Below are 11946 nucleotides of genomic sequence, written 5' to 3'. Positions count from 1 at the left end.
TCCTTCTTACACAGCGAATCTTTGAAAATCACATCTCTGTAAAGGGTCTGAACTTATTTCAGGCCCTGTTTGTATGATGATCATAAAAATTCCCTCTGCGATGAAATGAATTTACGATCATGAAGTCTTTAGTTTAATCATATTTATAAGGACAAAGGAGGTAGAACAGTATGTATCCGTATTATTCCTACTCACCTTACAGGTCAGCTTATACTTCCCAGACAGCCAAGGTAACTTTTAGGAGTAGTCCGCTGGCTCCTGATTTAAAAGGGGCCATGTATTTTTACGAAATGCCATATGGGGTAGAGGTTTTTGTTCAAGTTGAAGGCCTGCCTGAATTTCAGATCTTAAAGGATGGAACACAGGTGGGGCCTCATGGATTTCACATTCATGAAAAAGGAATTTGTGAATTAGGAGAAGGAAAAGATCCTTTTGCTTCGGCCGGAGGACATTGGAACCCGGATCAGCAACCACATGGAAATCATGCAGGTGACTTCCCGGTGTTGTTTTCTAATCAGGGGAGAGCTCGGATGATTTTCTTTACAGACCGGTTTCGGGTTAAAGATATTATTGGAAAATCGGTCATCATCCATCAACAGCCCGATGACTATCGGTCTCAGCCTAGCGGGAAGGCCGGAAAGAGGATTGCCTGTGGCATCATAGAAAAATCGTGAAAAAGAGGAATAAATCTTATCAGAAATGGATATACTTAACTGTATAGGATGTTAAGAAGCACTACTTGACTTAACCGGTGAGTCATAGTATTATATTCTATATAAGAAATATCGCTTACCAATTAATAAGAATCACCTATTATAAAGAGTGATCAAGCATTATTGGTACTTTTTATAATATGTGATTTTTTCAGTATGGTAAGCACATATTAATTTTAGAAATATTGGAGGATCCATTCCTATGAAAACAGGTACAGTGAAGTGGTTTAACGCGGAAAAAGGTTTTGGTTTTATTGAGGTTGAAGGAGAAGACGATGTATTCGTACACTTCAGCGCGATCAACGAAGAAGGCTTTAAGTCTCTAGAAGAAGGTCAATCTGTGGAATTCGAAATCACAGAAGGTAACCGCGGACCACAAGCTGCAAACGTAACTAAATTATAATTTAAAAAATAGAAAGAGACTGGCTTCAGAGTCAGTCTCTTTTACATAATTTATGTCTAGAGGAGGCTTCAAACATGGCTTTCGGTAAAAAGAATCAGGCAGAAATTAAAGAAGAAGAAACTAAAATTTGGGTTTGCACATCTGACGACTGTAACTGTTGGATGAGGGATAACTTCAGAACAAATGAAGAAAATCTTTGCCCTAAATGCGGCAATCCGATGAAACAGGAAAATAAAGTCCTGCAAGTAGTGGAGAACAATAGTTTGTATTATAAAAATTAAGATAGCGAAGCGGCCGCCTTTCGAGCGGCCGCTTTTTTGTTTATAATGAAGCGTGAAGCGGGAAAAGACAACAATTAATTATGGGAGGGGTGCTATATGGATCCGAAGATGGAACATATATTATCAACTAAGAAAAAACTCAGAAAAAACACACTCGGCACGATACTTGAGCAATTCGACGGAAGTATTATGAAGTTATCCCAGTCCAGCCGCAAGAAGAAATATCAGAAAATGAGAGAAGATTCCTACAGCTTTTTTAGAGGCAGTGCTTATTTATTCTTCTTTGATGTTACTGAATTCCCCTTTACTTTTCACACTCCAAAAGATAAACCCACTTGGATTATGGGAGACATGCACTTTGACAACTTTAGTGCCTTCCTAAATGAAAACCATGACATTGTTTTCGATGTTGATGATTTTGACGAAGGTTATTTAGGTTCTTATTTATACGATATTCTCCGAATGGTTGTCAGCATCCGTCTTATGTCTGAAAAACAAGGATTTTCAGATAAAGAAGAAGATGAACTTGTTGATCAATATTTAAAAACGTATCGTAAGCAGCTAAAAGCCTTTCAAGAAGGAGACGAAGACCCGCAATATCTTCAATTTACTTCCGATAATACGAAAGGTCCAATTAAAAAAACTCTGAAAAAAATTGAAGAAAGACATGCTTCTCATGAGCTTGATAAACAAACGGTAGTCGATCATAACTCCATCCGCTCATTTGATATTGGAAAAGATAAACTTTCATCCGTCTCAAAACAGGAAAGGGACAAACTTGAATCCGCGTGGAAAGAGTATCTGTCATCTTTAAATCCAGAAACGAAAAAGTATGATTCATTCTACAATATTAAAGATGTTGTAAAGAAAAACGGTTCAGGTATTGGATCGACAGGTCTTAAGCGATATTACATCCTGATAGAAGGACAAGAGGATGAAGTACACCACGATGATATTATTTTAGAAGCCAAAGAGGCACGTTCTCCGATTCCAGCTTATTTCTTCCCTTATGATGAACAATTTTGGGAAGATAACAAACATCAGGGAAGAAGAGTCGCACACACCCAGCACGCCATGCACCATCAGGCAGACCCATATTTAGGGTACTTCCGAATGGATGGACATGATTTCTATGTGCGTGAAAGGTCACCTTTCTCAAAGGACTTAAGAGAAAAGAATCTGGATGACTATAAGAAATTTTCACAGACGATCAAAACCATGGCTCAAATTAGTGCGAAAATCCACGCACGCGCAGATGCAGATATCGAGAATGGGATTATGGATTACCATAGCGAAAAGGCCATCCTTAAAGCGATAGGCTCTAATCAGAAATTGTTTCGCCATCAATTAAGTTTGTGGTCCAGACATTATAAAGAAACTGTGGAGAATGATTTTGAGCTATTTAAAGAATGGCTGATTGAACAAGATTATTTTAAATCATAAGTGAGACCTGTTATATCTTTCGGATGAATGATATAATGTCTTAATGTTATACATTCGAATACTGGAGGATTTTTTATGTTAAATGTAAATAATGTTAGTCTTCGTTTCGGCGATCAAAAGTTATTTGAAGACGTAAATATAAAGTTCACCCCTGGAAACTGTTACGGATTAATTGGCGCCAATGGCGCAGGAAAGTCAACCTTCTTGAAAATTCTAAGTGGAGAGCTCGAACCACAGACTGGCGAAGTTTCTTTAAAGAACAACCAGCGTCTCTCTGTTTTAAAGCAAAACCACTTTGAGTATGATGAGTATCAGGTTCTGGAAACCGTGATCATGGGGAATACCCGTTTGTACGAAGTAATGAAAGAAAAAGATGCCATTTATATGAAAGGTGATTTCACTGAAGAGGACGGTATGCGAGCGGCTGAACTTGAAGGTGAATTTGCCGAGATGAATGGATGGGAAGCTGAATCTGATGCAGCTCGTCTATTGACAGGACTTGGTATTAAAGAAAACCTTCATGAAAAACAGATGAGGGATTTAGCTGCATCGGATAAAGTAAAGGTCCTGCTTGCGCAAGCCCTATTTGGAAATCCGGATGTTCTTTTACTGGATGAGCCTACCAACCACTTAGATATTAAAGCGATTCAGTGGTTAGAGGACTTCTTGATTGATTTTGAAAATACAGTCATCGTAGTATCTCACGACCGCCACTTCTTAAATAATGTATGTACTCATATTGCTGACCTTGATTATGGTAAAATCCAAGTTTATGTAGGTAACTACGACTTCTGGTATGAATCAAGTCAGTTGGCCTCAAGAATGGCTGAGGAACAAAATAAGAAAAAAGAAGAAAAAATTAATGACTTGAAGGAATTTATCGCCAGGTTTAGTGCCAATGCCTCGAAATCTAAGCAGGCAACGTCACGTAAAAAATTATTAGAAAAGATTACACTTGATGACATTCAGCCTTCTTCTCGTAAGTATCCGTACATCGCTTTTACGGCTGAACGAGAAATAGGGAACGATTTATTAACAGTAAAGAACTTATCTAAGACGATTGATGGTGTCAAAGTGTTGGATAATATCAGCTTTACACTTAATAAAGATGATAAAGTGGCATTAGTCGGAGCTAATGAAACCGCAAAGACTACTCTCTTTCAAATTCTTATGGGTGAAATAGAGCCTGACGAAGGAACGTATAAGTGGGGAGTCACTACTTCCCAGAGTTACTTCCCTAAAGATAACTCGAAGTTCTTTGAACGCTCTGACTTGAACCTGGTGGAATGGCTTCGTCAATATTCTCCTGAAGATGAAACAGAAACGTTCTTAAGAAGTTTCCTTGGACGTATGCTGTTCTCCGGAGAAGAAGCTTTGAAGAAAGCTAATGTGCTTTCCGGTGGAGAGAAGGTTCGCTGCATGCTCTCTAAGATGATGCTCTCTAAAGCCAACGTGTTACTATTAGATGAACCTACCAACCACTTAGACCTGGAATCCATTACATCTCTGAACAAAGGGTTGATTCGCTTTAAGGGATCGGTCATCTTTGCTTCCCATGACCATGAGTTTATCCAGACGATTGCGAATCGAATTATTGAAATTACTTCAAATGGTATCGTGGATAAAGAAATGAGTTATGATGAGTATTTAAATGATCCAGAGGTCCAAAAGCAAGTAGCAGCATTAGCTGAATAGTAAGAAGCCTGCCCATGAGGGCAGGCTTTTTTTTGATAAGAGAGGGTTTATAACTATACCATAAATTTGTGGACAAATAGAAAAGTTCTCTTGCCACTCATTAGAAAAAGCTGAATTTGTCATAATTTCACTGGTATACATTTTTAATGCAGAGGTTTGTAATCTCTATGAAACATGGATGTTACCTTTGAAATCAAACTGTTAGGTGTTTGTTCTTAAAATATAAAGAAATTCTGATAGTCTTGTAGTTAGTGAAATAAACACTTCGTGATTTTTGGAATTAATTAGAGGAGGCATTAACTACATGAAAAAGAAAATTTTCTCAGTAGCAGCTACGGTAGCATTAACAGGTGCATTCGCAACTTCTGTGAGTGCTGAAGAATATACGATTGATAAAGGTGACACGCTTTGGGGCATTTCAAAAAAATATGATGTATCTGTAAATCAACTGAAATCTTGGAACGACTTGAATTCAAATATAATTTACCCTAACCAGCAGCTTACGGTATCAAAAGAGACAAGTTCTTCTTCTGAAAAAAGCAGTAACGACGCCACTTATACGGTTAAGTCCGGTGATACTCTATATAAAATCTCTAACAAATATGGAATTAGCGTAGATGATCTGATGGATTGGAACAATCTTGATTCTACTCTAATCCACCCTGGAGATAAGTTTAAAGTGAATGGACAAGCTTCTTCTGAACCTGAAGTTTCAGCCAGTTCATCCAACAACGATGATTCATCAAGTAATGAATCAGCTTCTGAATCTAAATCAGAAGAATCTAGTGATTCAAGCAGTGATGTAGTGAAAGAATTTACAGCAGAAGCTACAGCTTACACCGCGTTCTGTACTGGCTGCAGTGGTGTTACTGCTACAGGTGTGGACCTTCGTGCAAATCCTGATCAAAAAGTTATTGCTGTGGATCCTGATGTCATTCCACTAGGATCTAAAGTATATGTAGAAGGCTACGGTGAAGCTATTGCAGCAGATACAGGCGGAGCTATCAATGGTAACCGTATTGATGTCTTTATTCCAGAGCGCGAAGATGCTCTTGATTTCGGCAGACAGTCTGTGCAAGTTAAAGTCCTAAGTGAATAATACCAGCATTCTCCCCCTTTGAAATTGCTATTATTCTATAAATAAGCCCATTTCTGTTTATTACAGAGATGGGCTTTTATATATTTATGTAGCGTCATTTAGCTTACAGGTAAGGTAAAAGGAGAAAGCATACAGGAATAACAGTGGTGTTCACAACGGGCTACCTTTGTTGCACATCGTCAATTATTTAAAAGATTCATCAGGTCTTAACAAAATCTTTCTTATAAAAGAGAGGTTTTTAAAGGCTGTGCAAGCTTGCTCATCTTAAGGTCAATACATAAGAAAAAAAGGTAAACCAGCTCTTGGATAGAAATTACAGTATTCGACCTCACGACATTATAGATTGGAATTGTTTCTTTCACTTTTTTAAAGGAAGGTTCTGTTAAACTTCCGTGTTGATTTTAAGGTAAAGCTCCCGTTTGTTGAAGACTCAGTTTCGAGATAACTCGGGTCCAATGCCAAAAAAGGATGGGGCGGCTACGGAAACAACTCGCTTTCCTGCGGCCCTACAAGACGTAGGGTCGATCGACGTTGCCACAGGACGTGGCGACTTTAGTCGATCCTCCTTTTACCAGAAGCCTCCTCAGTCGTTAACACTCCTTGTGGGGTCTCGCCTAGCTCCTTCTCCCGCGGGAGTCTCGTCGTTTCCTCCGCCACCCCAACGATATAGTGAACGGACCCTGCTATAGAAGACAGGAGCCAAGCTGTATCTGCCTCAAATGCTTCTATAACAGGGTTCCTACACGTAAACAAAACAGTAAAAATCAAGGTAGATTATAGATGATCCTTGTTCATTGGAAGGTGTGTATGCAGAGAACTTCGAGCTCTCAATGATCGCAAAGGGGCGGAAGGGAACGGCGAAGACTCCTGCGGGATGAACATGATCGGTGAGATCCCGGAAGGCAAAGCCTGAGGAAGCTCACCACATGCCCGCGGAAAGCGAGTCGTTCCCTGGAGCCCCTTTCTCTACAAAATATCTCGAAACTGAGTCTTCCACAATCCGGCCCTATTGTGTAATAAGCCTTTTATGGAAAATTAACAATAAACTTTAAAAGAGCCTAAAGGAAAAGAAAGGATATACACGGAGAGCGATATGCTCTTCTTTGAAAGTAACGAGCATAAAAACCCTCTTCAAGTAGCCTCAACAATGGTAAGTGGTGGATAGTTCCGTACTTAATTGATAGACTTGTTAAGAATCATCCATTGGAAGGAGTGCTGAAAATGAAAGCAATTGTACATGAACAAAAAGTTGGAGTCGAAGGGTTAACAGTAAAAGAAATGGAAGAGCCTATGCTTGGGGAAAAGGAAGTGAAAGTAAAGGTACATACAGCCGGGTTGAACAGGCGTGATTTGGCTGTCATTACTAAACGACACCAGCCGGAAGACCCTGCGTTAATTCCAGGCTCCGATGCCGCAGGTACAGTTATAGAAGTCGGGGAAAAAGTAAGCAGATTTCAAATCGGTGATGAAGTTTTAGTTAACCCAGGATTGGGCTGGCAGAAAAACAGTTCGGCACCTCCGGAAGGATTTGAAATCGTAGGCCTTCCTGATCACGGAACGTTTGCGCAGTTCTATACCAGTGATGAGAATCACTTCGAGGCTAAACCTTCACATTTAAGCTTTGAAGAAGCTGGAGTATTATCTCTTGCTGCTTTAACTGCTTATCGAGCTCTATTCACTCGAGGCAATTTGCAGAAAGATCAAACCGTTATGCTTCCTGGAATCGGCAGCGGTGTACTTACATTTGCCTTGAAATACGCGAAAGCTATTGGAGCCAGGGTTATCGTTACATCTCGTTCTGAAGATAAACTTCAACAGGCTTTAACATTAGGAGCAGATCGAGCCATTCATACAGAAGACGACTGGAATGAAGCACTTCATAATGAGTCTATCGATTTATTAATTGAAAGTATCGGCAAGGCTACATTCGATAAATCACTAAATATAATACGAAAAGGAGGAACCGTAGTAACCTTCGGGGCTACGACAGAAGATCAAATTCAACTAGATATTCGAAAGTTTTTCTATGGACAGTACAACTTGCTTGGCTCTACGATGGGCAGCGCAGAAGAGCTAAAAGAGATGCTTCAATTTATTGAAAAACACAACATAAAACCTCAGCTCGATCGTGTATTTTCATTAGAAAATTACAAAAACGCTTTTGAATACTTAAGAGATACGAAAAACTTTGGAAAAATCGGAATTTCATTTAATTTAGATTAAACGGGTTCGCGGATTTAACTCATTCTCTCTTAAAACTTAGTAGCAACTCCGAACTTATAAACAACAAAACAAAAATAACCGAACGAATGTGCGTAAAAGTAGACAAACTGTCCACTCTTTATTGTAAAATAGAGGTAGAAGCTTATACTTAAGGAGTGGATAAGGATGTCTCATAAAAATAATCCCAAGCGATTCGCTTTAAACATGAGTGCCGCTCAATTTACAAAGTTTTATATTATGCATTTACTTCAAATCCATCAACCAATGATTAGTGAACATTTTAAAACAGAGTTTAAACAATTAACAAAGAACTGGATACCTGCACCTTCTACGTTACTGGATACTCTTCACGACATGACAGAAGAAGGGCTCCTATACAGACGGGAAGATTATAAATCTCATGATAAGAAAAGACAAAAAGTGTACTGGTATTACCTGACTGATAAAGGAAAAGAAGAATTTGATGTATTAAAGAAGAGGTACAAAATCTTATTTGAGGAACAGTTACAAATCTTACAGCAAATCATGAAAGATGTATATAAGTAAAATTTTACGTAACTGCCGGTTTATTTGAAAGGAAGATCATCATGAAGCTCAGTGTTTTAGATCAGAGTCCTATTTCTAAAGGGGAAACTGCAAATGAAGCCCTTCACCATTCGATTGAACTTGCAAAGTTTACAGAGAATTTGGGCTACTATCGCTACTGGGTTGCTGAGCACCATAGCACGAATGGTCTGGCGAGTTCTTCTCCTGAGATTCTAATCGGTCAAATCGCTCAAGCTACTAACACTATTCGTGTGGGATCTGGAGGCGTCTTACTCCCTCAGTATAGCCCCTTGAAAGTAGCGGAGAATTTTAGAATGCTTGAAAATTTTCATCCCGGAAGAATTGATTTAGGTTTGGGCCGTTCACCGGGCGGGGGCAAGAAAACCAGATTAGCTCTTACAGATGGTATTGAAAAGCCGTTGAGTTCCTTTTCGCGGCAGGTAAAAGAACTTCAAAAGTTTTTATTTCAGTCTATGGAAAAGGGAGATCCCTATTTTGGTGTTACGGCACGTCCAGATAGTCTATACCAGCCGGAAATATGGGTATTAGGTTTAACGGAACGTGGAGCAAAACATGCAGCTATGCATGGAACAGGTTTTACTTTTGGTCATTTTATTAATCCTGATCATGCCGCCGACACATTGCAGACCTACCGTGAAAAGTTCAAGCCTTCCTTAGCTCGCCGTCAACCCGAAGTAAATGCTTGTGTGTTTGTTGTATGTGCAAATACAGAAGAAGAAGCAGAAGAGATGGCTAAAAGTCAGGATATGTGGCTCTTACAAGTTGAAAAAGGTCTGGAGACTAGAATTCCTCCTCAGGACGAAGTTAGTCAAGAAACTTTGACAGAAATCGAAAAGGATAAAATACGCAAGAATCGAAGAAGATGTATCATTGGTAATCCTGTACAAGTAGTAGATCAATTAGAAAGTCTTGCTGATGAGTATCGTATTAACGAATTTTTAATGATTACTAACATTTTTGATTTTAAAAAAAAGAAACACTCTTACCAATTGATTGCTAATGAATTTGCAAACAGGGCAAACCCTAACTGAGAAAAACTCCTCCATTCACCCATACCACCTTTCAAGCTCCTGCATATATAAGTAGTGAAAGGGGGAATTAATGTGAGTAGAGGATATGGTGGGGGCTTCGCGCTAATCGTTGTGTTGTTTATTCTCCTTATTATCGTAGGAGCTGCATGGTTGTATTAATAGTGGAAAGTGTGGCAGACGCCACACTTTTTCTATGGATTTCTAATCGACTAGACTGAATAAACTTAAGTTCTCAAGATCTTTGTTTTAAAAATTTTTCATCTAGGCTATAATGGGTTACATTACGTTACAAAGGAGCGAACAATATCCATGGATCATTCCCTGATTGGAACGATACAGAGTTGTAAAGTATCAAAGAAAATAACTAATGGATTTATTTTAAAATACAACGACACAGAAATATTGCTGCCAGATGAAGCAGTACATGAGGAGATTGATTTAGATCAGTCTATAAAGGTATTTCTATACACAAATAAAAAAGGACAGGCTGTTGCAAGCATGACTATTCCTGAAGTAACCCGCCACTCCTATGGATGGGCCGAAGTAGAAGAAGTGGTGACGAACATGGGTGTATTCGTGAATATAGGATTAGAGGATAAAGAGATTTTAGTTTCAACAGATGACCTTCCATTGCTAAAATCAGTCTGGCCGGTGAAAGGCGACTTTTTATTTGTCAGCTTAGAATTAGATAAAAAAGGGCGTCTTCTGGCTGAACCTATTACAGAGCAGGAAGTTTGGGATGATTTAAAGCCGGCTCCCGCTTCTATTTTAAATACCGAGACTCAAGGAAGAGTGTACCGCTCAACAAAAGCTGGCTCCTCGGTATTAACAGAAGAAGGGTATAGAGGATTTATCCATCCCAATGAACGAAAAGAGGAACCAAGATTAGGAGAAACTGTAGTCGCAAGGGTAATTGATGTAAAAGATGATGGATCAATTAACTTATCTTTACGTCCAGTTAAGAAAGAAAGTAGAAAAGAAGATGCAGATGTCATTCTTGATTACTTGAAGGAAAACGATGGGATCGTCTATTTAGATGATAGCAGCGATCCTGAGAAGATACGTGATACTTTTCAAATTAGTAAGTCAGCTTTTAAAAGAGCTGTAGGCAAATTAATGAAGGAAAATCAAGTGGAGCAGAAAAATGGAGCCACTAAATTACTTAATAGTTCTGATTAATACTTAGTAGCAACTCCGAACACTAAATAAAAAATAAACCATCCATACTATTAAAACCGCCATCTGTAATAACAGTTGGCGGTTTTAATACTTAATCCTCATATGTTACTTCGGTACCATCCTGGTAGGTTACTTCTAATTTGAATTCCTTATAAGGAGCTTCGAGTCCAAGAACTGTTAGCACTTCGCTAATTACATCGTCTTCTGGTGTGTTCTCATCAAAACTCATTTCTCTAAAATGGGGGGAAAGCTGGTTAAATGCTTCTTCTCCTGTAACTTTCTGCCGATCAAAATCGTCAATACGTGCTTCTGTTCTGTTTTCTAAATTAACGTAGTCAATGTGATAAGACAATCGATCTACATAATCAACTTCCAGCTCAAACCTATTAAAGTTAAAGGGCCGTGACTCATTAATCTGCTGATAAGAAATACTTTCTGGTGCTGGCTCATTTTGAGATGGTTCACTGGATTGATTGTTCGCATTGTTACATCCTGCTAACAACAAAAGCAGCAAGATAAAACTTGTACTTAATAATTTCAATAAAATCACTCCATTCTTTTATTATCCATAGGATTACCAAAAAAGTCGGTTTTCATAATTTATATGCAAGCACAATAGTTAGCTGCAGAGTTTGCTCATGTTATGATTAAGATATAGTCATTTCTCTGAGACTATAAAAGGAGAATCTGCCCATGAAGAAAAAAGTTTTATATGGGATGTTGTTTGTATTAATTGGGTCATTCATTACAGTGTCTGTAGTCAGTGGAAACTCATCTGGACAAGAGAAACATCAGAACGAAGAGGAAGGTGATCTAACCGTGACTAACTTTAACGGAGAGACTGTCACTTATTCTAAAAAGGAATTAAAAGACATGTTAACGTCAGTTCAATATAAGGTTACGCAAAAAGATGGTACGGAACGAGCTTTTGAAAATAAATATTGGGATAACACCGACGAGGGTATCTATGTAGATATCATTTCCAAAGAGCCTTTGTTCAGTTCCGTGGATAAATACAAATCTGGAACTGGATGGCCAAGTTTTACTCAACCGCTTGCGGAAGAGAATATTGTAACTAAAAAAGATCCAGGTATTTTTGGTTCCCGAACCGAAGTTAGAAGTAAGGAAGCAGATTCTCATCTTGGCCATGTATTTAAAGACGGTCCTCAGCCAACAGGACTAAGATATTGCATGAATTCAGCTGCGTTGGAATTCATTCCAAAAGAAGAAATGGCGGAACGTGGCTACGAAAAATATTTGGATGAATTCGAACAGTAAATTTTAAGAAGCAGGAAATTCCTGCTTCTTTTTT

General features: G+C 38.6%; 13 protein-coding genes. 12 read left to right on the top strand and 1 reads right to left on the bottom strand.

Features of this window, described 5'->3' with window-relative positions:
* Positions 1-170: 170 nt before the first annotated feature.
* From HBHAL_RS10715 to HBHAL_RS10670, 11 genes are all read left to right on the top strand, one after another.
* Complete coding sequence (locus tag HBHAL_RS10715; protein WP_014643430.1) at positions 171-674, top strand: superoxide dismutase family protein; 504 nt, start codon at positions 171-173, stop codon at positions 672-674.
* Between the two features lie 241 nt (positions 675-915).
* Complete coding sequence (locus HBHAL_RS10710) at positions 916-1116, top strand: cold-shock protein (RefSeq protein ID WP_014643429.1); 201 nt, start codon at positions 916-918, stop codon at positions 1114-1116.
* A gap of 74 nt (positions 1117-1190) precedes the next feature.
* On the top strand, positions 1191-1397 hold the full coding sequence (locus HBHAL_RS10705; RefSeq protein ID WP_014643428.1) for a cold-shock protein: 207 nt from the start codon (positions 1191-1193) through the stop codon (positions 1395-1397).
* Between the two features lie 96 nt (positions 1398-1493).
* A complete protein-coding gene (locus tag HBHAL_RS10700) occupies positions 1494-2840 on the top strand; it encodes a DUF2252 domain-containing protein (protein WP_014643427.1) in 1347 nt (448 codons plus the stop codon).
* Between the two features lie 75 nt (positions 2841-2915).
* Positions 2916-4535, top strand: coding sequence for an ABC-F family ATP-binding cassette domain-containing protein (locus HBHAL_RS10695; RefSeq protein WP_014643426.1), 1620 nt, complete (start codon positions 2916-2918; stop codon positions 4533-4535).
* 304 nt (positions 4536-4839) lie between these two features.
* Positions 4840-5634, top strand: coding sequence for a 3D domain-containing protein (locus HBHAL_RS10690; protein WP_014643425.1), 795 nt, complete (start codon positions 4840-4842; stop codon positions 5632-5634).
* A 1221-nt stretch (positions 5635-6855) separates the two neighbouring features.
* Positions 6856-7857: a zinc-dependent alcohol dehydrogenase family protein gene (locus tag HBHAL_RS10685; protein WP_014643424.1), complete on the top strand. Its 1002-nt coding sequence runs from the start codon at positions 6856-6858 to the stop codon at positions 7855-7857.
* Between the two features lie 165 nt (positions 7858-8022).
* A complete protein-coding gene (locus HBHAL_RS10680; protein WP_014643423.1) occupies positions 8023-8403 on the top strand; it encodes a helix-turn-helix transcriptional regulator in 381 nt (126 codons plus the stop codon).
* Positions 8404-8444: 41 nt separating this feature from the next.
* Positions 8445-9455 carry an LLM class flavin-dependent oxidoreductase gene (locus tag HBHAL_RS10675; protein ID WP_014643422.1) on the top strand — a complete coding sequence of 337 codons (1011 nt, stop codon included), beginning with the start codon at positions 8445-8447 and terminating at the stop codon, positions 9453-9455.
* A gap of 72 nt (positions 9456-9527) precedes the next feature.
* A complete protein-coding gene (locus HBHAL_RS20880; RefSeq protein WP_087946078.1) occupies positions 9528-9614 on the top strand; it encodes a YjcZ family sporulation protein in 87 nt (28 codons plus the stop codon).
* Between the two features lie 150 nt (positions 9615-9764).
* A complete protein-coding gene (locus HBHAL_RS10670; RefSeq protein WP_014643420.1) occupies positions 9765-10634 on the top strand; it encodes a CvfB family protein in 870 nt (289 codons plus the stop codon).
* A gap of 91 nt (positions 10635-10725) precedes the next feature.
* On the opposite strand, the gene HBHAL_RS10665 is transcribed toward HBHAL_RS10670, so the two are convergent.
* Complete coding sequence (locus tag HBHAL_RS10665; protein ID WP_014643419.1) at positions 10726-11175, bottom strand: YusW family protein; 450 nt, start codon at positions 11173-11175, stop codon at positions 10726-10728.
* A 152-nt stretch (positions 11176-11327) separates the two neighbouring features.
* Here HBHAL_RS10665 and msrB point away from each other — a divergent pair, with 152 nt between their 5' ends.
* The gene (gene msrB / locus HBHAL_RS10660) at positions 11328-11912 is read left to right on the top strand and encodes a peptide-methionine (R)-S-oxide reductase MsrB (RefSeq protein WP_014643418.1); all 585 of its coding nucleotides are present in this window, start codon (positions 11328-11330) and stop codon (positions 11910-11912) included.
* The last annotated feature ends 34 nt before the right edge of the window (positions 11913-11946 follow it).

It is taken from the genome of Halobacillus halophilus DSM 2266 (assembly GCF_000284515.1).
GTDB classification, from domain to species: domain Bacteria; phylum Bacillota; class Bacilli; order Bacillales; family Halobacillaceae; genus Halobacillus; species Halobacillus halophilus.
This window is presented reverse-complemented; position numbering and strand designations above follow the sequence as displayed.

What these genes read in the sequence shown, in the direction of transcription:
- HBHAL_RS10715 (WP_014643430.1), top strand. Translation starts at nt 171, where the DNA reads ATGTATCCGTATTATTCCTACTCACCTTACAGGTCAGCTTATACTTCC.
- HBHAL_RS10710 (WP_014643429.1), top strand. Translation starts at nt 916, where the DNA reads ATGAAAACAGGTACAGTGAAGTGGTTTAACGCGGAAAAAGGTTTTGGT.
- HBHAL_RS10705 (WP_014643428.1), top strand. Translation starts at nt 1,191, where the DNA reads ATGGCTTTCGGTAAAAAGAATCAGGCAGAAATTAAAGAAGAAGAAACT.
- HBHAL_RS10700 (WP_014643427.1), top strand. Translation starts at nt 1,494, where the DNA reads ATGGATCCGAAGATGGAACATATATTATCAACTAAGAAAAAACTCAGA.
- HBHAL_RS10695 (WP_014643426.1), top strand. Translation starts at nt 2,916, where the DNA reads ATGTTAAATGTAAATAATGTTAGTCTTCGTTTCGGCGATCAAAAGTTA.
- HBHAL_RS10690 (WP_014643425.1), top strand. Translation starts at nt 4,840, where the DNA reads ATGAAAAAGAAAATTTTCTCAGTAGCAGCTACGGTAGCATTAACAGGT.
- HBHAL_RS10685 (WP_014643424.1), top strand. Translation starts at nt 6,856, where the DNA reads ATGAAAGCAATTGTACATGAACAAAAAGTTGGAGTCGAAGGGTTAACA.
- HBHAL_RS10680 (WP_014643423.1), top strand. Translation starts at nt 8,023, where the DNA reads ATGTCTCATAAAAATAATCCCAAGCGATTCGCTTTAAACATGAGTGCC.
- HBHAL_RS10675 (WP_014643422.1), top strand. Translation starts at nt 8,445, where the DNA reads ATGAAGCTCAGTGTTTTAGATCAGAGTCCTATTTCTAAAGGGGAAACT.
- HBHAL_RS10670 (WP_014643420.1), top strand. Translation starts at nt 9,765, where the DNA reads ATGGATCATTCCCTGATTGGAACGATACAGAGTTGTAAAGTATCAAAG.
- msrB (WP_014643418.1), top strand. Translation starts at nt 11,328, where the DNA reads ATGAAGAAAAAAGTTTTATATGGGATGTTGTTTGTATTAATTGGGTCA.